This is a genomic window from Propionispira raffinosivorans DSM 20765 (assembly GCF_000381065.1).
Lineage (GTDB): Bacteria > Bacillota > Negativicutes > Selenomonadales > Selenomonadaceae > Propionispira > Propionispira raffinosivorans.
Window position 1 is genome coordinate 131524 of record NZ_KB905839.1, and the last position, 21574, is coordinate 153097.

Annotated in this window: 20 protein-coding genes; 17 read left to right on the plus strand and 3 right to left on the minus strand. The window is 33.5% G+C overall.

Annotated elements, in window-relative coordinates:
- The first annotated feature begins 16 nt into the window (after positions 1 to 16).
- The 14 genes from F606_RS20265 (at position 17) to F606_RS0100665 (ending at position 18089) form a co-directional block, all read left to right on the plus strand.
- Entirely contained in the window at positions 17 to 1111 is a 1095-nt protein-coding gene (locus F606_RS20265) for a hypothetical protein (RefSeq protein WP_019551913.1), read from the plus strand.
- Positions 1112 to 1637: 526 nt separating this feature from the next.
- Positions 1638 to 2411: a polysaccharide biosynthesis/export family protein gene (locus F606_RS0100605; protein ID WP_019551914.1), complete on the plus strand. Its 774-nt coding sequence runs from the start codon at positions 1638 to 1640 to the stop codon at positions 2409 to 2411.
- A gap of 21 nt (positions 2412 to 2432) precedes the next feature.
- Entirely contained in the window at positions 2433 to 3776 is a 1344-nt protein-coding gene (locus F606_RS0100610) for a GumC family protein (RefSeq protein ID WP_019551915.1), read from the plus strand.
- A gap of 115 nt (positions 3777 to 3891) precedes the next feature.
- Positions 3892 to 5277 (plus strand): sugar transferase, encoded by a 1386-nt coding sequence (locus F606_RS0100615; protein ID WP_019551916.1) that lies wholly within the window; start codon positions 3892 to 3894, stop codon positions 5275 to 5277.
- Between the two features lie 846 nt (positions 5278 to 6123).
- Entirely contained in the window at positions 6124 to 7281 is a 1158-nt protein-coding gene (locus tag F606_RS0100620; RefSeq protein ID WP_019551917.1) for a hypothetical protein, read from the plus strand.
- A gap of 3 nt (positions 7282 to 7284) precedes the next feature.
- Positions 7285 to 8133, plus strand: a complete 849-nt coding sequence (locus F606_RS0100625; protein ID WP_019551918.1) for a glycosyltransferase family 2 protein — start codon at positions 7285 to 7287, stop codon at positions 8131 to 8133.
- A gap of 121 nt (positions 8134 to 8254) precedes the next feature.
- Positions 8255 to 8800: a haloacid dehalogenase-like hydrolase gene (locus F606_RS0100630; protein ID WP_019551919.1), complete on the plus strand. Its 546-nt coding sequence runs from the start codon at positions 8255 to 8257 to the stop codon at positions 8798 to 8800.
- A 1-nt stretch (position 8801) separates the two neighbouring features.
- Positions 8802 to 9614, plus strand: a complete 813-nt coding sequence (locus F606_RS0100635; protein WP_019551920.1) for a hypothetical protein — start codon at positions 8802 to 8804, stop codon at positions 9612 to 9614.
- A 172-nt stretch (positions 9615 to 9786) separates the two neighbouring features.
- Positions 9787 to 10602: a glycosyltransferase gene (locus F606_RS0100640; protein WP_019551921.1), complete on the plus strand. Its 816-nt coding sequence runs from the start codon at positions 9787 to 9789 to the stop codon at positions 10600 to 10602.
- A 1032-nt stretch (positions 10603 to 11634) separates the two neighbouring features.
- On the plus strand, positions 11635 to 12648 hold the full coding sequence (locus F606_RS20270; protein WP_019551922.1) for a WaaS/CpsH family glycosyltransferase: 1014 nt from the start codon (positions 11635 to 11637) through the stop codon (positions 12646 to 12648).
- Positions 12629 to 13273, plus strand: a complete 645-nt coding sequence (locus tag F606_RS20275) for an acyltransferase (RefSeq protein WP_019551923.1) — start codon at positions 12629 to 12631, stop codon at positions 13271 to 13273. The genes F606_RS20270 and F606_RS20275 overlap by 20 nt, the downstream gene beginning before the upstream one ends.
- Positions 13260 to 14399: an NAD-dependent epimerase/dehydratase family protein gene (locus F606_RS0100655; protein WP_019551924.1), complete on the plus strand. Its 1140-nt coding sequence runs from the start codon at positions 13260 to 13262 to the stop codon at positions 14397 to 14399. Before F606_RS20275 ends, F606_RS0100655 begins: the two co-directional genes overlap by 14 nt.
- An 894-nt stretch (positions 14400 to 15293) precedes the next feature.
- Positions 15294 to 16628, plus strand: a complete 1335-nt coding sequence (locus F606_RS0100660) for a hypothetical protein (RefSeq protein ID WP_211210004.1) — start codon at positions 15294 to 15296, stop codon at positions 16626 to 16628.
- 24 nt (positions 16629 to 16652) lie between these two features.
- A complete protein-coding gene (locus tag F606_RS0100665) occupies positions 16653 to 18089 on the plus strand; it encodes a lipopolysaccharide biosynthesis protein (RefSeq protein WP_019551926.1) in 1437 nt (478 codons plus the stop codon).
- 91 nt (positions 18090 to 18180) lie between these two features.
- Here the strand turns inward: F606_RS0100665 and F606_RS23055 are convergent, their stop codons facing one another.
- Positions 18181 to 18348, minus strand: coding sequence for a hypothetical protein (locus tag F606_RS23055; protein ID WP_019551927.1), 168 nt, complete (start codon positions 18346 to 18348; stop codon positions 18181 to 18183).
- A gap of 125 nt (positions 18349 to 18473) precedes the next feature.
- Between F606_RS23055 and F606_RS22095 the strand changes: the two genes are divergently transcribed.
- From F606_RS22095 to F606_RS23415, 3 genes are all read left to right on the plus strand, one after another.
- Positions 18474 to 18803, plus strand: a complete 330-nt coding sequence (locus F606_RS22095) for a transposase family protein (RefSeq protein ID WP_051083307.1) — start codon at positions 18474 to 18476, stop codon at positions 18801 to 18803.
- A gap of 145 nt (positions 18804 to 18948) precedes the next feature.
- Positions 18949 to 19860: a helix-turn-helix domain-containing protein gene (locus F606_RS22100; RefSeq protein WP_051083308.1), complete on the plus strand. Its 912-nt coding sequence runs from the start codon at positions 18949 to 18951 to the stop codon at positions 19858 to 19860.
- Between the two features lie 20 nt (positions 19861 to 19880).
- A complete protein-coding gene (locus tag F606_RS23415) occupies positions 19881 to 20042 on the plus strand; it encodes a hypothetical protein (protein ID WP_211210005.1) in 162 nt (53 codons plus the stop codon).
- A gap of 550 nt (positions 20043 to 20592) precedes the next feature.
- Here F606_RS23415 and F606_RS23905 read toward each other — a convergent pair.
- Positions 20593 to 20871: a phage integrase N-terminal SAM-like domain-containing protein gene (locus F606_RS23905; protein ID WP_083923915.1), complete on the minus strand. Its 279-nt coding sequence runs from the start codon at positions 20869 to 20871 to the stop codon at positions 20593 to 20595.
- 51 nt (positions 20872 to 20922) lie between these two features.
- The gene (locus F606_RS0100680) at positions 20923 to 21201 is read right to left on the minus strand and encodes a hypothetical protein (protein ID WP_019551928.1); all 279 of its coding nucleotides are present in this window, start codon (positions 21199 to 21201) and stop codon (positions 20923 to 20925) included.
- Positions 21202 to 21574: the final 373 nt, after the last annotated feature.

Sequence of the window (21574 nt, forward strand, 5' to 3'; positions counted from 1 at the left end):
TATAGGTGGTTACGTCATGTCATACAAACACAGTTTTATTTTAATTTTATCTGTATTATTATTTGGATTAGCGGGAAGTGCCGTTTTTAATTATTATATCGATCCAGCGGGGATCTTTCGGACGAGCCAATATGAAGCCGGAATTGCCAATATAATTCTTAGCGGAAAAAATGCAGCTAATGTAGGTAATTGTGATGAAAGATTAGTACAAAAATACATTGTCGAAAATAGCAAAGATCAATTAGACGTTTTGGTTCTGGGTTCAAGTCGAACGATGCAAATTCATAGCTACTTATTCCCTCAAAAGAAATTTTTTAATAATAGTGTGTCTAGTGCTGCTTTGGAAGATGATATTGCTATCTTCGGAATGTATCAGAATAAAAAAATACTTCCTAAAAAAGTTATTATTGGGTTAGATCCATGGCTTTTAAATAAATATAATGGACGTATGGATTGGCAGTCTATTGCGAATGATTACAAAAATGCGTGTGGTTATATGGGGATAAGCTATTCTTCAGCAAAAGGAAAAACGTTAGAGCAAAGGATGTATAAAAAATATCTGGAGTTGATATCATTGCCTTATTTGCAGGCATCTTATCAAAATTGGAAACAGAGCAAAACGAAACAAAACACATATTATGAAACGACGGCAACTGACTTACCAGTTTCTATTAAGTTTGCGGATGGGGCATTAGGTTATCCAGCTGCGCAGCGCAATGTCACAGTAGAAGATGCAGAAGCAAAAGCTGTTAAATTGGCTGCGTCTAAACCAATAGAGTTCCTTGGTGATTTTAATGAAATGGACAAAGATTATCAGCAAGAATTTGAGAAATTTATTGCCTATTTACAATCTCAAGATATAGAAGTTGTTTTCTTTTTACCGCCCTACCATCCACTTGTTTATAATGTTTTGCAAATAAATCCTCAATATTCGGTCGCAAGAGAAACGGAAACTTACTTTAGAGATTTTGCCAAACAACACAACATTAGTGTATTGGGGTCTTACAATCCAGCTATCAATGGTTTATCTGCAGTTGATTTTTATGATGGTATGCATATAAAAACCGAAGCAGTCGATAGGGTTTTTAAATCTGGAATTCTAACACAATAAAATAGGACAATAAGCCTATTTTACTTCAGGGACACGTTTGCTATATTGTTAAAGGGTATAAATCAAAATTAGGTAAGAATATTAAGATTTATAAAGAATAAGTAAACTATTTGAATGAAAACCACAAAGGACTGTGGAAATAACAAGGGAATGTGCTGAACTATATAATAACACAATAGAAGGTTTGGCTGTTATTGTGCTTTAGGGTATACGCATAGACATTTGCTGTTTGGCAAGTGAACGTATACCTTTTTTGTTTTTTATAAAACGTCGCAGTAATATCTCAAATTCAAAGTATAATAAAAGGATTTTGTATTATACTGAAATAAAGTTTGTGCATCGTACATGTGTTATGTGTGCTTGCATATAGAAATATGTATAAAAATGATATCATTTTGCAAGGATTTGAATTATAACCGGAAAATTCATGCACCATAGAATTGAAATATGTTATAATACAAGGTATATTTATAATAAAATAAAATAAAATGAGATGGGAGTGTTTAATATCATTAAACGTTCTATATTGACAGGTTTGCTTGCACTGACATTCGCTGTGGCGAACTTTTCGTGTGCCTATGCTGCCCAAGAAGAAAAACCAGTAGAAATTGTAAATAGTGATCAATTTAAAATTGCTCAATTAGGAGCGGGACAATTGATTGATGAATACAGATTATCCAAGTATGATGTGATTAATGTAATGGTTATTGGATTTTCCAATGCATTTGGTGCTAGTAATAGCGGTAATAGTGCGGGGATATCGTCATCACAATCCGCCACTGCGACCGACACATTAGGCGCAAATGATATCATGATAGGACCGGATGGCTATGCGCAGCTTCCCTATGCTGGAACAGTTAAGCTTGCTGGACTTACCGTGAAAGAGGCAACGGCTGTTTTATCACAAAAACTGAGCGAATATATAAAGATTCCCAGCATGTCGGTGATGATTAAACGGTATGGACCGAGAAAAGTCTATGTTATGGGAGAAGTGAAAAAACCTGGAATTCAAGAACTTACGATTGATTCCATGAATGTTTATGCGGCGATTTCAGCAGCGGAAGGTGTAGCTACCCATGGCAGACCAAAGCACATTCAAGTTCTTCGTAATATTGGTGATACGATGTACTATAAAGAGGTCAATATGGATGCTTATGTAACAAAACATGATTTGGCACAGAACCTAAAGCTGGAAGATGGCGATATTGTTTATGTACCTACTTCAAATAAGATTGATTTTAAAGAAGATATCATGCCATATGTTACAGCAATTGCTTTGTATAAGACGTTGACAAATTAATTAGGGGAGAGTTTAACTTTTATGGATAAAGAAGCATCAATCGATTTACGAGAATTCATGCAAATCGCATTACAGCATAAAAAAATTATTGTTTCCATTATCGTTTTTTGTACGATGGTGGCAATGTTTACGGCATTTTTTATATTGCCAAAAACCTATGAATCAACGACCTTGGTTCGAGCAAAATCAGGGAGCAAACTGGATCTATCCGGTACCTCTGCGGCTATGGCAATGCTGGGAGGGGCTACAGCAGCTTCGCCTACTACTGTGTATATGGAACTTATGAAGAGTCGTGCTGTGCTGGATCCACTTATTCAAGATTTGGATATACCCGAAGGCAAGAAGGAAAATATGTCTGCAAAAAGTTTTTCTAAGAGTAACTTAGACATTAAAAATGTAAAAGGTACGGATTTGCTGGAAATTACTGCAAAAGGAAAATCACCGGAAGAAGCTCAGATGATTTCACAAAGAGTCGTCGATGGGTTTTTGAACCTTATGACACAGATGAATCAAAATGAACAATCTTTCATGGCGAAGTTTTTATCAGTACGTATTGATACGGCAAAAAAAACACTGGATGATGCTTCACAAAAGCTGGAAGATTTTAGTCAGAATAAAAAAATCTATGTTCCAGAAGAACAGGCAAAAGCTGAACTTGAAAGAATGACCGCGTTTGATAAAGCCTATGGTGATTTGAAAGTACAAGAAGAAAGTGCAAAAGCTCAATTTGATAGTACTACAGCGCAGTTGGGTCAGCAAAATGCAAAGCTCAAAGAATTTAATGTTGCCGATAATGAAACTGTACAAAAGATTCGCAATAGTATCATTGATAAACAAGTTGAGCTTGTGACATTAGAGCAACAATATCAAGAGAAACACCCGAGTGTCATTGCTGCCAAAGCAGAACTCACTGCGTTGCAAGCGAGTCTTAATCAAGAAGTTTCTGATTATGTGGCAGCTGGTACGGTTACGATGAATCCGGTACAAGCAGAAATTCTCAAAGGTAAAACACTTGCTGAAACCAATATTGCGGTAGCACAAGCCAGTATCAGCGCGGTACAAGCTATGCAAAATAAAACGGAAGGGGATATGAGTAAATTATCGGCTGACAGTTTGCAGTATATTAACTTGAAACGTGAGGTATCTATTGATGAAGAAATATATTTGACTTTGGTCAAAAATTTTGAAACAGCACGCATTCAAGAAACAATGGATAGTATGGATATTCAAATTGTCGATCCGGCAGATTTACCGAAAAAACCAACAGGACCGTGGAAATTGCTCATCACAGCAATTGGTGGTACGATCGGCCTTATGATTGCCTTCGGCTATACATTTGTATTGTATAATAAACGTCATTTATAAAAAACAAGGGCGAACATATGGTTTTCGCCCTATTGTTTTTTACGAGTAGGTTTAGAATAAGTTGAGATATGCAATTTTAGAGATGAGGTGTGAAGCTATGCGAAGAAGATTCCCTATGTCAAGAAAATTAATTTTGCTTTTTGGTGATATAGGCTTAATGGTGTTAGCAGCAATTATTGCGGCGAACCTAATTTTGGATAAAGATTTATTGAAAGTGAATATAAACCTATATTCGGGAATGGTTCCTATTATGCTAATTTTAATGGGGATTTTGTTTAATGTAAATGGACTTTTTTCGCTCGAAAGAAAGCGTTATGCCGAAATATTGCTTAGTTTAGCGGTGTCTTTTCTTAATTTGATGATTATTATGATGGCAATTAGCTTCTTTGTGAGAGAGTTTAGCTATTCACGTGGAGTATTGCTATTGTCGGTATTTTTGCAATTTATTATGATTGCTTTGTGGAAATACATTTTTTGGCGTATTGAATGCTCCTTACATAGTACAGTGTCGAAAGCTTTATTGATTGGAAATAATGAAGAATGTGAGCGTGTGTTTACTAGACTTAGAATGCAGCCTCAAATGAATTTGGAAATAAAATATATTTGTACAGATAGACAGCGGTGCAACTGGAAGAATGTCATTGATGAGATTGACCTTGTGGTAGTTTGTTCGGATTTGAAATTAAAAGAGAAGTCAGATATTGTTCATACTTGTAATATGAAGCAAAAACAGGTGCTTTTGATACCGGATATTTATGAGCTCTTTTGCAGTGGAGCGGAATTGCAAAAAATTGATGATATTCCAGTCTTTAAGCCACAACCATTGGTGCCTAGTTTAGAACAGCGTTCCTTGAAACGTATGCTAGATATTTTAATTTCTTGGTCGGTAGGGGTATTGGCTAGTCCCTTTTTCTTGATAACAGCGATTGCTATTAAGATTTTTGATCCGGGACCGATTTTTTATAGTCAAGTGCGAACTGGTAGAAATGAAAAAAAATTCAAAGTCTACAAATTCCGTACAATGCGTGTTGATGCTGAAAAGTTTTCTGGACCAATGATGTCGACAGAAAATGATCCGCGCATTACAAAATTAGGACGATTTATGCGTGCGACACGACTTGATGAATTACCACAGCTTTGGAATGTCATTGTTGGTGATATGAGCATAGTAGGGCCTAGACCAGAAAGACCATTCTTTGTGGAACAATTCAAAAAAGAGATACCAGAATATATCTATAGGCATAATGTAAAACCTGGGATTACTGGTCTAGCACAAGTCTATGGCAAATATAATACAACGCCGTATGATAAACTTATCTATGACTTAATGTATATACAAAAATGTAACATGTTAAATGATTTAGTAATTATTATACAAACAGTGAGAGTCTTGGCTACAAAGAGTGCTACGGAAGGTGTTGGATCTAATCAGAAAAACGTTAATTTAGATATCTATAAGATTAGTGATATTGGGACATTTAAACGTGGTATTTATAAATAACTACTTGTTTAATATGAATAAATGTCAAATGAAATTAAGTGAATTCAATATGGTGCATCAGTTGTATGCGCTTAGGTTCAGCATGATGTCTTTACTATAATTAAAATTTTTATTTTAGATATCTAGAATATTCTTTGTGATTACTTGTATTAAACAAAAAGAGAAATATGATCATTTTGCCAACAAATATTATAGATTATTGGAAATCAAAACAAACACATCAGTTTTAAGAATAAATAGAGCTACTTCGTATATTTGTTTGACGAATACGAATTATATGAGTATTGTATAGGGACAGTTCATCAATCAGTATGGCAGGCAGTATTTGCAAAATGAGGTAATCATTTGTCGTAGTTTTGCTCTTATTGAAACAATCCGTTTTCTTACTCCATCCTTATGAGGTTTTCAAATAGCTTGAGAATGCCAGATGTTATGCTCATTTTACGTTAATTAATTGGTGTGCTTATGAAATGACCGATCGTATGGCTTTCTTTTATACGAAAAAAATGAAGGACGTGCTATAGATAGGTCTAATTCAAGAAAAAAATAAAGTGAAAACGCAGTAAGATAGAATTATCATAAATCGTTTTAGAGTATACAAGTGTGAGAATGGGTTGTTTTTAAAAAAATCAAACTTCCATTCGATAATCAATAATCAGGCAAGATTATGCATTAATACCCTTCAAACTCAGTAGTGCGGAAAAATGGTGTAAATGTTCATAAAGCAATTGAATTCACATTGTGATATGAATGTATAATTAATGCTAATTAGATAAGCTTTTAAAATATTAATGTGTTTAATTCAAAGATATACCACTAGAAATTTATTTTTTAAGGAGTATTTTAATGGTTAAAAATATGTGGGATAAGTTCTTTATATTGTTTATGGCATTATCTCTTTTTTGTATAACAAGACAAGTTCCTTTTCAACAGTTAGGCGGACTCATAACTCCACTATATATCATTTCTCTAATATTTTATATTAGGAATATTAGAGAAAATATATATAGTGAAGAAAAATATATGCAACGCTGTATATTGATTTATGTAATGTTTTTTAGCATAATGTTTTTTTATGCCATTGCATTGGGAAACGAATTTTATTATGTTTTACAGACGTATGCGGTAATACTGCTTTTGATATTTGCATATTATATAAAACCAAATGAAAAAATTATAAGTGTATATATTTTTTTAGCATTATTACACGCTATTGTTTTGATTGGGCTGAACTACTTCTTTATTACTACTATGGTACATGAGAATTTTATAATAAGGGCAATTTTTAGTGAAAATGGATATGGCGGGGATGCATTTTTTGTAAATGATTATTTATGTAGAATTATTATTAAGGGAAATGAACTGCTCCCCTTGGCCATCATGCTTGTTGAAGTCCATTATGAAAAGATGAAAAAATACCTTTTATTATGTATTTTTATTTTTGCTACGATTATAGCGGGGAATTTCGGTTTTATTATGGCATTATTTATATTTTATATTTTATGGTGGATATATCAAAAAAAATATAAAACTATTTGTTGCGTTTTTGTAGGCTTACTTGTTTCTGGGAGTATTTTATCAACAGATTTATCGGAATATATATCGGGAAAGCAAGATAGTTCTTGGTCAGCGCGGATCGACCAAGTAAATGTTCTAGTAGATGATTTTGATACTGCATTTGATATTGTTGTAGGTAAAGGAATGGGGAATAATGTAAATGTAAGAGGGCAATATAGAGATTATAGCGGTCAACGGTATTATGAAGTTCAAGGAATGTACATTTTCAATCAAATAGGATTTATGGGAATGATTTTGGTAATATTCATGAATATTATTTTATCTGTTAATTATTTTAAAAGTATGCAGGCGAAAATAATATACATAGCTTATTTTTCATATGCCATAACGAATCCCTATATATTTAATATATTTCATTTGATTGTTATAAATGTTTTGGTGTCAATTCCAATAACAATAGATAAACGCATAGAACAGGAAGGATAAGCAATGGCAGATTTTTCAAGAAAAAACAATATAGTAGCAATTGTTGTAGTATACAATCCGGAGCTGGATTTGGTAACAGCCAATATTGATAATATTAAAAAGCAAGTTGATAAGGTTTTTGTGGTTAATAACAGTAAAAGAAATTACAGCTTTATCGATGTTGAGATAATTAATAATGGGGACAATTTAGGAATTGCTAAAGCTTTAAATATAGGTTTGACTTTCGCTATAAAAAATAAATTTAAATATGCTGTTCTTTTAGATCAAGATAGTAAAATAGATAAAAACATGGTTGAGTTTTTAATTGCTGGTCACAAAGTAGCAGGAAATGTTGCAATGACAGTACCTAAAGTTATTTACAATGGTATATCCTCCACGTATCCTAACAAAATGAGTAATACTCATTTTGTAAATTTTGCTATTACGTCAGGCTCTTGTATTAACTTAGAAATCATATCTAATATTGGTTTTATGGATGAATCTTTTTTTATAGATAGTGTAGACTTTGATTATTGTTTTAAAATTAAAATGAGTGGATATCATATTATTCAAATCAATAATGCTTTGTTATATCAACAACTTGGCAACTTAAAAGAATATAAAATATTGTGTTTCAAGTTTTATCCAATAAACTATGTTCCTATTAGACAATATTACATAGTACGAAATCGACTATACTTAGCTATTCGATATTTCAAACATAACCCCATGTTCTTTCTTAAATCCATTTTACGTATTTTATATAATATGTTTTTAATTATTATTTTTGAAGAGAATAAAGTTCAAAAATTGATATATATACAAAAAGGGATCATAGATTGTCTATTAAATCGAATGGGAAAATATAGTTGACCTGCAAATAGAAATTTTGGTTAAGAAAAATTTATTTATGTAAGAAGTTGTTTCTAAATTATTTGTTATGACAATGAGGATGATTTTGTATGTTATTAAATAGAAATTTAATGGTGATTTTATGAGTGATAAAAGATTTTTTGATAAATTAGCTGTTTTTGATTTGGATGATACTTTATACGATGGAAATTCACATTTATTAGTATTAGAAGCTTATTATGATACAAAATTGTTTAGGGGGCTTTTTTTTAGAGCTTTGTGGAAATTATTACCTAGTGCTCAAGTTAAGATACTATGGGTATTATATAATAAAATTCCAAATGACTATATTATAAACTTTGAAATAAAGTTTAAAGAAAAAATAATTCGGATTTTAAATAAAAAAAAGAAAGAACAATTTAAGATCCTTATTGTGTCGACAGCTCCTAATAAACTTATAGAAGTAGCGGCAAATAAATTGAACATAGAGTGGTTTCATGCAGAAAAAAACGGGAAATTGGAAGTTATAAAAAAAGAATTTATGTATGATTATTTATTTGTTTGTACAGATAATGAAACTGATTTAGATATTTTGCGAGTTGCAAACAGTCATGTTATATGTTGTAAAAAAACCCATAGAGAATTTTTTAAAAGAAATTTAGATGCGCCGCATTTTTGGGAGGATTAAAATGTTTTATTTACCGTTTGTATATGGAATATTTAGTCGTTGCCAAGGGCTTTTTTATAAAATAACATTTTTTGTAATAACAATCTTCCCTATATTGTATTTTGTGATTTTAAGCAATGATGAATATGTAAAAAATTTAATGATATTCAGTATAGCCTTTTTAGCAATCTATTCTGTTTATGAAATAGGTTACTTATTTAATGACATATATACTGTGAATTTTGAAAATAATCCAACATTTAGATTGGAAAATAAATATTTTGAAATAGTTAAGCAGCAATTTCCATTATTAATTGCTGTAAGAATATTTTATACGGTACTGTGTTTGTTTATACTGTCGTTATTTGAGGTATATAACTTAGAATTGTTTTATTTTTTAATAGTACTTTTAAATTTATCATATGCCATACATAATACATATAGAAATAAAATTAATATAATTACTATGTTTTTTATTGTTGGGTTAAAGTATGTGGCGATACCGGTTTTATTTTATCCGCTAGGGGATTATTTCACAGTATCTTTTATATTGATACTTATAATTCCTTTTCTTAGAAGTATAGAATATGCTTCTAAGAAAAAATTTGACATTGATTTTTTAAAAAAATTGAATGTTGATACTTTCAGAATAAGCTATTATAGCTGTATCGTGATACTGTGTTTTGTTCTTAGCTTTTTTTATCGGTATTTTTTATTTGGGGCATTTCTTGGAGGTGTGTTTTTATTGTTTAGGATAGGCATATTAATTATATTAAAAATACCTAATATAAAAAATAAAATTAACTATATACGAAAAATTAATAAAAATATATAAAAAGGATTAATGTTGACTCAGATATTGAAATATTAGGTAACTTGATATAGAATCTTTTTAAAGATCAAAAGATAATTTCTATCAATGAAAATGGGGAAATAACATTGCTTAATAATTGTTATTTACTAATAATTTAATATCTAATTATATCTTTTATAAGGTAGGTGGAACTGTGAAGTTTTCTGTATTATTATCGGTTTATAAAAAAGAAAAAAAGCAATATTTTCAACAAGCTTTAGAAAGTATTCTTAATCAAACATTGCTTCCATCAGAAATTGTAGTTGTCAAAGATGGTTACTTAACGACTGAATTAAACGAAGTATGTTTAACTTATGAAAGAAAACATTCTAATTTGATTCGTTTTGTGCAATTAGAGAAAAACCAAGGATTAGGAACAGCTCTTCGACTAGGTTTAAATTATTGCACATATGATATTATTGCGAGAATGGATACTGATGATATTGCAAGATCGGATCGATTTGAAAAGCAAATCAGAGAATTTGAAAAAGATCGCAATCTAGCTATTCTTGGTAGTGCCATTGAAGAATTTTCTACAATACCGACTGTCGTAAATACAATTCGTAATGTTCCGTTGTTGGATCAGGAGATAATCGAGTATGCAAAAAAAAGAAATCCATTTAATCATATGACGGTTATGTTTAGAAAAAAAGCAGTTTTATCCGTGGGAAGTTATCAGCCGTTTTATTCAAATGAAGATTATTATTTGTGGTTTCGCTTATTAAATAAAGGCTATAAAGCAAAAAATTTGTCCGAGTGCTTGGTTTCTGTTCGAGTTGATAAAAACTTTTTTAAACGACGTGGTGGAGTAAAATATTTTTTTCAAGAGATAAAATTGCAAAAAATATTTTATCAGAGTGGATTTATAGATTTTTTTGAGTGTATGCGAAATATAATCATACGTATGATTGCAAGAGTAGTTCCAAATATAATCAGGGAATGTTTATATAAAAAATATATGAGAAAATAATATCAAAGAAAAATGTTTCATAGAATGCAGAGGGAAAACTGAATCCGCTAGATCGGCTCGCCAATTTTTGTAAAGTTTACTTCAGTTCGTGACATTTCCATCTCAATGAAAAACTCTAGAAGTCAAGGGTACATCAGTGTGCAGAAATTTTTGCACACTGCAATGCCAAAAACACATGTAAGATAGAATTTTCTAGAACTGGTGGCTCCTAAAAGAATGAGGATGTAGGCATCCAGAATATATCGCCAACTGCCCCAATATCTGATGCAGTTAAACTTACGTGTCGGATTATAGTTGATATCTGCGTGATTAGTCAGGCAATAGTTGTTCTTGTGATGGTTGTATTCTTGATCAACGATGAGTCACAATCTGTTCCATAAAGGAAAGTTTGTTCGATGGTGCTATGCGCTAGCTGATGGGTAGACGTATTTCGCTGAATTTCTCAAGTGTTGTTTCATTCGTCAGGATGTTCCAGCTGTAATACTCAGCGTTACGAAAATAGTTGTTGGGTCCTTCTTTTACGGGTTTTTAAAATAGATGCAAGGGACATATATAAGTTGCGAATCCATAAAAATAACGCAATACAGAATCATGTATGTGTGTGATGGGTATAGCCACGAGCTCCCCAACCAGCATATAAATGGGGGAATCATCTAAAAGTAATAGGGAGCGTCGAAAGAGAGCGGTACCCTAGGAGGCCCACGTCGATTTACCGATGTCAAGAAAAATAATACCTTATATGAAAGACAAAGCCGAGAAATGAATAACTATACAAAAATTAGCGGAGATTATTCAAAGAATCATAAGGAAAATAACTCTAACAAAATGGAGATGGTTTTCTTTCAATATATCCTGTTTAGTTACGACTTTAATATACTAGGAGATTGGAACAGTCGTTGGAATTATTAGTTCGGTTAAATCAAACTGTTAATTCTATTATTGTAGGTGAAGATGTTTTCATTCAGTTGTTTTTGTCGTGTATACATATATATTTTAAACGAACATAAATTGAGAAGTCAGGTGCTTAGTTATATGAAAAAAAATGATAAAAGAGTATTATTTATTCATATACAATTTTATGAATATAATAAGAGAATACAAGATAAGATATCTGAACTAGGTTATAGTGTGGACTGTTTTTGTGAAGATCCTGAGTTAGGGATCTTAGATAAAATTATTCAAAAACTCAAACCGAATCATATTTCTATAAAAAGTGAAAAAATGCAGAAATGCTTTATTGATATCTTGGAAAAGAAAAAAATCGGATATGATTATATATTTGTTATAAAAGGTGAAAAGTTAACAAAGCAATTTTTACTAGAACTAAAGGAACTTAATCCTAAAGCAAAATTTATAGAGTATGTGTGGGATGATGTTGCGCGAATAGCCAATTTTTTTGTTAATCAAGATATATATGATGAAATTTACAGCTTTGATAAAAAAGATGCAGAACAATATGGCTTGAAATTTTTACCGTTGTTTTTCTGTGATGAGTTTAGGAATCACGACGATGAAAAAGATATAGGTGTTTATTTTTCCGGCTGGGATCACTCTGATAGACGGCAATTGCTTGAAAAAATCATTCCTGTGCTCAAAAAAAACAAAATAAGTTTTTATTTTCATCTTTATGCTGGTAAATGGCAAGCATTAAAAGAAAAAATAAAAAAAGGAGATTTTAGCAAAGAACCTGACTATATTAAATATAATAAGCTGCCTTTAAAGGAAAATGCAAAATTAACCTTAAGGAGCCGAATCTTAATTGATATTCAGCATCCGACACAGCATGGTTTGACAATGCGGACTATAGAGGCATTGTCCGGAAGGTCTAAGCTCATTACTACCAATCGAGATATCGTAGAATATGATTTTTATAGATCTGATAACATTTTAATAATAGATAGAGAAAATTTAGTCATAGATCCAGAATTTCTTAAGAAACCTTATGCAAATATTTCAGCAGAAACAGTTGAGCGATATTCATTGTCCAATTGGCTTAAAACAATCTTGGATGGAAAAGAGTGTGGAAATGATAAAATTTATGATTAAAGCTTATCAGTATGGAAATCATTTTGGCGAAAAGATAGCGCGGCTAAAAACTATATTTTGGTATCAACATTTCTTTGGTAAAGTAGGAATGCATTGTGTTATATTTAAACCGCTTCGGTTAATAAATCCGCAAAATATATATATTTGCGACACTGTGCGAATATATAAGGATAGCCGTATAGAAACTATTGAAAAATGGGGTGATGTAAAATTTCACCCTAAAATAACAATTGGTGAGGGAACATCAATCGAGCAACGTCTTCATTTGATATGTGCTGAAAAAGTGGAAATAGGAGCAAATGTTGTTCTTTCAGCGGATGTTATGATTACTGATAATAATCATGAATATAAAGAAATAAATAGAAATATCATGCAACAATCATTACTTGTAAAAGAAACAGTCATTGGAGATTATTGTTTTGTTGGTATGGGGACAAAAGTTATGCCGGGAACAAAATTGGGTAAAAATTGTATTGTGGGTGCTAATTCCGTTGTGATGGGAGAGTTTCCGGACTATTCGGTACTTGCAGGCAGCCCCGCGCGGATTATCAAGCGATATGATTTTGAGGTTAAAAAATGGAGAAGAACAAATAATAGAGGAGTGTTTTTAAATGACAGGCAATAGAATATTGATAACAGGTGGTTCTGGATTTATTGGCAGTAATTTAGCAAGAAAACTTATTCATAAGGGGTATAAAGTTCGAATTCTTGACAATATGTCACCACAAATACATGGGGAAGATTACCAAAAATCCGAATTGTACAGATCGATTAAAGATATTGCAGAAATAGTAATAGGAACAGTTTGTGATAGACAGACATGGATTAATGCGATAAAAGACATTGATGTCATCGTTCATTTAGCTGCAGAAACTGGCACCGGACAGTCTATGTATGAAATAGAACAATATACAAAAGTTAATATTACAGGAACATCGCTATTGTTGGATATATTAACGAATGAAAAACATTCTGTAAAAAAAATAGTTATAGCTTCATCACGCGCAATTTATGGTGAAGGGAAATATCATTGTTCTGAACATGGAGATGTTTATCCTACAGCGCGACTAGATGAAGATATGCAAGTTGGACATTTCAATGTAAAATGTCCGATATGCAATAAGGATGCGGAACTGATGGCTACTGATGAAGCTTCAAAAATTCATCCGACATCTGTGTATGGCGTGACTAAAAAGACTCAGGAAGAATTATGCATGCTTGTTGGGAGGTCCATAAATATACCAGTTGTTGTATTCCGCTACCAGAATGTATATGGACCAGGGCAATCACTTAAAAATCCTTATACTGGTATTTTATCTATTTTTTCAACACGGATTAAAAATGAAAATGATATTAATATATTTGAAGATGGGAAAGAAAGTCGAGATTTTGTTTTTATTGATGATGTGGTCGATGCAACAATATTGGGTATTGAAAAGGATGAAGCGAACTTTTTGTGCTTTAATGTAGGAACTGGTGAAGCAACTGATGTCTTGACTGTAGCAAATACTTTGATTGAGAAAATTGGCAAGCATGTAAAGCTGCATATTTCAGGAAATTATCGCTTAGGTGATATACGAGATAATTATGCGGATCTCAGTCTGATAAAAAATAAACTTGGGTTTGAGCCAAAGGTTAATTTCGCAGAAGGAATAGGTGGATTTGTTGACTGGGTTGAAAGCCAAGAAATCGAAGAAGATAAATATGAGGTATCCATCGCAGAAATGCAAAAAAAAGGGTTATATAAGTAAGCATGACTATATTAGTGTATTGCTATATTGACTTTTAAATAAATCTAAATCGAATTTTCACACTAGCAGTACATAATTTTAAATATTAATGTGCAGCTACACTAGTTAATATTAAAACAATTGAGTAGGGGAAAAAAAGTTTTAAATATATTTTTTTAAGTTATCGTTTTTTTAGATAGTGAGGATATTTAACTATATAGATCCTTTTGAAATTGGGGAGGTGCCCGTTATGTTTGCTCGATACAATGATTATTACATCATGGATTGGATGTTTTGTTGTGACATCTCTAATTTTCAGCAATGAGCAAAGCTGATGAATATTCCGCGCTGAAAGAGCATAGTTAAAATAAGCAATATGCTAGTCAGAGCCGTCTTATCAAGATGGACATTCCCTAAGAAATCCTTGCGTTGCTTTCTCAGTATAGACTGCATGTAGGCTAGTGTTTCAAGAGCCTGACACGCGCCAGTGTTGCGAAGCACTCTTGACATGCTGTCTACATGCAGTAGCCTACCAACAGCAAAGCAAGGATTTAGATGTACACGATACAGATACATGATCCGTTAAAATCTGATGATTTGATCTTTTAATTCAGGTGGATATGTATAGCAGATTGAGTGGCTCTCTCTAGAATATTTTTTGGCTCCTTAAGTGCGGAATGCTCAGCTGAAGAAGAACGTTAGAAATTAGGTTGTCTTCTATAATTATAGAGTGATAAAATATTCAAAAGAAAAAATGTGTATGGAGTTCAGAAATATTAGAAATTTTTGGGCTTGTGCTTGCATTTATCTTGCAAAATGTCTAAAAATATTTGTGTGTATAGATGAAGCTACTTAAAGAAGGTCACTTTGAAAATTCCATTGATGAAATAGAAAGGATTGCATAATTAGATGTTGTTGAACGATTTTCGTGGATTGAAGGGGCAGTTTGATAAGGTGAATTTTATTGGACTACATGACTTCAAAATGGGTATGGCTATGAATGTGCCGATTGGCGTGAGAATGCGTGATTTTCCAGCGGGCTATTCAGGAATTTTATCTGTTTTAAAATCACTTATTGGTGAAATTTTTTCTCAAGATTATTATTACAGTTATGAGCATGATAATGCATCAAAGATTTTATTTCTATTTTCACACAGCTATATTATTCGGGAGGATCATAGAGTAATGTTTTTTAAGACGGCTAATTTGTTGCCAGTTCGTGATGTATTAGAGGCACATCACTGTGGACGCCGTATAGATTTTTCTTGGAGCAGTTTTCTTCTTTTATTTTATGTGATGATTTGGTTTTGGCAGATCAGGTATATTAAGTTATCGCTAAAGGATAGACTTTATTATATAGGGAATTTGGTCTGGGGAAAACGTTGGGCTAGAGAATTATATAAAATAGATTTCAATGGTCAATACAACTTACTGGTTACGCTGTGTGATGCTCATATGGCTGATAATATGGCAACGCAGCTTTTTAAAAAATACAGAATCATGACGGCTACGCTGCAACACGGATGGTATTCTATGACTATTCCAAAGGCTGATTCATTTCGTGATATTAATTTGGGCTTAGAAGGTATGGTTAGTGATAAATTTCTGTGTTATGGTGAGTATAGCAAACAAGGTGCTGTGGTCAGCGGTATAGAGTTGAATAGAATTGTCTGTCTTGGTAATCCCCAATTTATAGATATGAACAAACGTTACCAAACTTGCCCAAAAAAAATATTTTGCTTATTATTGTCGCGTAGCCTTGAAGCTGGAACTGGCTATGATTTTATCGCTAATAATCGTGAGATGATAGAAATTGCCAATGAAATTTGCTTGAAGATGAAAATGAAATATATCATAAAATATCATCCAGGTGAAGATAAGGCTGAAACTGATCTATTGTATGGTAAGAGTATCAAACAAGAATTTTTACATGATCAATATTGGAATACTTATCCATTGATAAAATTAGTTGATAAAGTAGATTTCAGTATTACAGATGGAATATCAACCACCTATCTTGAGATGCTTTATATGCGTCAACCGAGTTTTCGATATATCAAGCATTTTGATACATTTACTAAGTTTGCATGGGGAGGTTTTATGGACAGTAGTGAGGTGCTAGTGTTGATAAAAATGCTTGATTCCCAGCCCGAAAAAATCCATAAACATATAGAGTCTATGGTTGAATTTGTTTATGGTGGAGGAGATGTAGGCGCGCATTATAAGAAGTATTTAAAGACGTTCATGTAATTATTGTGAAAGGGAATTTATGTTATGGGTTATAACAATAAGAGCATATCTGCAAGCGCATTTATCAAATCAGTAGCTAAATTTTCAGTTTCTTCTTGGATTAATTTTGTTGTGGGGATTGCTTCTGTGATGATAACAACGCGAATGTTTTCCCCAGATATATATGGTGTGCTGAATCTTTTCAATAGTGCTTCAAATGTGTTTTTAGGAATATCTTGTCTTGGGCTAGATGGAGCCTTTATTCGTTTTTATAATGATCCGCCATTAGGCTGGGATGTGAGGCAGCTTTTAGGAAAATGTTTGATCATTGCTATTGTTTTTTTCATGGGGTTAACTGTTTTTGGGTTGTTCTTATTTTATGTGGACATTTCAAATAGTTTATTTCATCGGGTTAGTTTTTACTTAACTGTACTTTTATCTATAAATGTGCTGTCTTTAATGGTATTGCAATTCTTTTCTTCTTGTTATCGTATGGCTAACGATGCTAGGAATTTCACTATCCAAAGTGTTCTTATACAAATATTTTCAAGATTATTCGTTGTTAGTGCTGCTTTAATTTCACCTACAGTGGATGTAGTACTAACTATGAATACGATTGGTCTTTTTATTTTAATGATTATGTATTTTTTTCTTCAGAGAAAAACCATATTGCCAAGGAAAATAATTTGGTCATTTAATGACTTTGGGAAAGTCATTAAATTTGCAGTGTTTTCTTGGCCAGAATCAACACTTGTATATCTTAGTGCGTTCTTGATTCCTTTCGTTATTACTACACAGCTGGACAGTTATGCGCTGGGAATTTATGCTTCGGCCGGTTTCTTTGTTTCTACTTTTGCGGTTATCCAAAGTGGTTTCCGTACATACTGGGCTTCCTTTATGTATGCTCACTATAAAGACGAACAAGCAACTATAATTAGCGTCCATGCTTATGTGATGCTTTTTATCATTCTATTATTGGGGGGATTTATATTATTCCAACATGGTGTTTATCTGCTCATTGGCGGTGAATACCATGCCAGCAGAGTTTTTTTTACGTTGGTATTGGTAGATCCTCTGCTTATGCTTCTTGATCAGACCACGAATTATGGTATTGCCATTGTGAAAAAAAATCATCTCAGCTTGTTGAAATTTATTATTGCTGTAGTTATAAACATTAGTGGTGCATGGCTGCTTCTTCCAACAATGGGTATTTGGGGAGCTGTTATTGCTTCGGCTTTTGCTGCAGTTGTACGATTTATTCTTGGCCTATATTTAGGTCAGAGATATTATCGAAGCATTCAGAGTTTAAAAAAGACTGTTTTTGGTACGTTGATGATTCTATTGTTAGCTATATCTAACTGCTGGTTTGTCAATGACTATTGGATGGAATGCAGTATTGTATGTGGCGTATTCTTATTGGTAGCAATAGTGTATATAAGAGACTTACATAACATGGTTTTGTTTATCAAGGCACGTTTGTAAATAGCACAGGTAGCTAGTACAAGTGAGCTACTATACTGATTAAAACAAATTAAAAGATTATCTTCATACAAAAATGCGCAACTTTAATAACTCAACTTTCCCAGCAAAAATTAGCAAATAAAGCCTGAACAAATCTGGTCTGGGAGGTAACCCAATCCTTTAATTTACTTTTTATGGTTTCCGTGTTTTCGGCGGCAAAACCATTGGCATTCTCAATAAATAATTTCATCAAACTTCTAAGTGCGTCAACGAGTTCCATATCCTGTATGTCCTCGCACAGTTCTTCCGCAAAATACCTTAAATGCTAAAATATCTATACTACAGTCTTAAAATTGTGCTATTCTAAAAATAGAAAGTCATTGTATCATCGAGGAGGAATGCATCATGGAAGCGACATCTTCAATAGATTTAGCGAAGTTTTATCCAGATGATTTAGTGATTCTTGCGGTAGAAGAAAAAGTGGACAGTGTCATCCTTTATATGCAGTCTAAGTCGACTGAATTTATCTGTCCATGCTGTAATTCAGTATCACATGTCCATCACGGAACTTACCATCGTCGTGTTCAGAACTTGCCGTTATTTCAGAAAACTGTTTGGTTGTATCTCAATGCATATCAGCACACTTGTGAAAACCCAGTTTGTAAGGTTCATTCTATGGTAGAAACTTTTCATAACTTCCTGCACTTTAAGAAACGGATGACGGAACGCTGCTGAGATTTTATTTGTTTGCTCGCTCTTAAAACCAGCTGTGAAAGTTGTGCTAAAACATGCCAATATCTTGGTATTCGTACCAGTGGAGACAGTAGCATTCGTATGCTTATGACTATGCTAAACATAGTCCGATCCCCATTGCCGGTGCTTGTTTGGTGTTGATGATTTTGCCTACAAGAAAGGGCAGAGCCACTGTACCGTTATTGTTAACAAGCAAGTTAGGATCGTTACCCGTGACAGAGCCAGTGCATATGCAAAAGCGATAGCAGAAGAGTTACCCGATGCGAGGCAGATAGCTGATCGATTCCATTTGCATCAAAATCTTATGTCGTGGGTCAAAGATGTTTTAGCCGAAAACTTGCCGGTGCATATGAAAATTCCCAATATACTTTGTCAGATGCAGCAACAACAAGTTCATGAGGTGGATCGATATCCTATAGCTTTTGACTCGAAAAAAAATGAGGATATTGTACCAGATTCGGATAGCATATATTCAAAAAACGAGTTATTGCGCCGTAAAGTTTACGAGGAAATCCGGCAATTGTATGATGCTGGATATTCCTCAAGAAAAATAGCCAAACTATTGCAGGTTTCAAGAAACACTATCAGCAAAGTTCTCCATGGTGACATAAATGAGTTATGCCGTAATAGTCGTGCTTTAATGTTTGATAAGCATCTGGCAGAAATAATAAAGGGCATCAATGCCGGACATACTGGAAAAGCCATATATCAAGAGTTGAAATCAGATGGTAAAGATCCGGGAGGTATATCAAATTTCTATGTGTATTTAAAGCATATAGCAAAAAATCTTGGTCTCACATTGAAAAAGTTCAGACATCAGCCAGTGCTGCTTCCTGATAATACCGTCCCAGAAAATGATTTTGATTATCTTAAACGAACGGGTGTATTTCAGTACTTATGGAATGAAAGCGAATTAACAGAAAACCGCCGTAAATATCTTTTTGAAAAATATCCGGTTGTGCCAGAGTTGAGGAAGCGTATTTGGAATTCCGTGAGATATTTATTCGTAAGAATCCATCTCTTCTATATCTGTTCATAGATAATTGCCTTGTTTCGTCCATGCCTAAGCTTGTTGCTTTTGCAAAAGGGTTGCAGCAAGATATTGAAACGGTGGAAAAGGCTGTAACCAGTGATTTAAGCAACGGATTTGTCAAGGTACCAATAACAAGATTAAGATGGTCAAACGGGTTATGTATGGACGATGCGGAACTCGTTTGTTGAAAGCAAAGCTTATTCATCAATCGCTGATGAACAATTACGGCTAGTTGCGGAAGAACCTCCATATAGTTCGTAATATTCACCAGTGTATGCCGCAAAGAAGGCATGTCTTTTTTCTTCGAGGGAGTTATTGGGATTTTGGTTAATCTCATATATTTGACGACAACTTGATACAAATGCTCTTCATCCGAAAATGGTTCCAGCGGCGCCAGATGGCGCAAAAATACGAAAGGTGACTGAACTTTGGGACGTCCATTCTTCAGATAGTCAATGATCGTCCAACCAACATCCGGCAAAAGAGGCAAATTGATTTCTTTAGATGTTTTCGACTGCATAATACGATGCGATTCTCCTGCCACTTCAAGTTGTCCCGTTTCAGATGCTTGATATCCATTGATCGGAGACCTAGGCGAGTGACCAGAAGAAGCATGACGGAGTCTCTTTTTCCGGCGGGATTGCCTCTGTCAATGATTTCGAGCAACCGAGTGACATGTTCCGGCGTCCAAACGGAAGGGATTCTGTTTTGTTTTCTGGTATTGACGGATGGAACGGTTCACGATAAATGTTGCAAATAAAGGGAGTTGTTGTGAAGAAACCGTAAAAATGAACGCAGCGCACAGAGATTCAGCTCAATCGTTTTGTAACTATATCCTAGCAAAGTATTGATGTAGTCGGCTAAATGTTTGGGGCTCATATCTGCAACATGCCTAATTTCATGCGATTCCAGGAAGCTTAGAAATTGTTCGTTGATTTTCCTGTAGTGGTCATTTGTCACTTTGGAGTATTCTTTTTGTTGGCAATGCTTACATACTGCTGCTGTAAGTCCTTGAATTCATTATTTGGCAGGAGTTCTTTCTGTTTGTAGTACCGCCGTAAAATGCTATCATGTTGCTGGAAGTCGCCAAGCATACGGATCTCGAAATACGTTAATGATCGATTGTGTTAACTTGCCGGATTTTTCTAATTTAAGAAAATTATATTCTTTTTCCAGAAATCGCATGCCTATGTCTTCTTCAAAGTGATCCACTTCTTCGTTTGTGAAAAATGTTGCGATGCGTTTCCACATTCTTCGGTAATACTTGACTGATTGCTCATTGTAATGCAGACGGTACAATTCAGTTTCGAGACGAGCGATTAGATCTTGTAACGGCAGATTATTCATTAGTATTCCTCCCCAATATGTAGGGAGATCGTTGTTTTGATCTCCCTACATATTTTGGTCTGCGGTATTATCCAGAGTAAATAGGGAATTTATCCGTAATTATCACACTGTTTGCGAGTTTACTTTGGATAAGGCGGAGTAGTGAGTCCTATACTGGCTAATCTGTTTTTGCATTATGCATTTGACGAATGGGTAACCCGAAATCTTAAAAGTGTGCGCTTCTGTGAATAATACACCGCCAAAACGTCATCGTTCCGCCACTGGGAAATCATCAGCACGTTTTTAGGAAACCAATAGTCCGGATTTTGGAAACCGTGAATCCGGAGCAGGAAATCAACTTTAACGCCCTTAATAATATACACGCACATACATA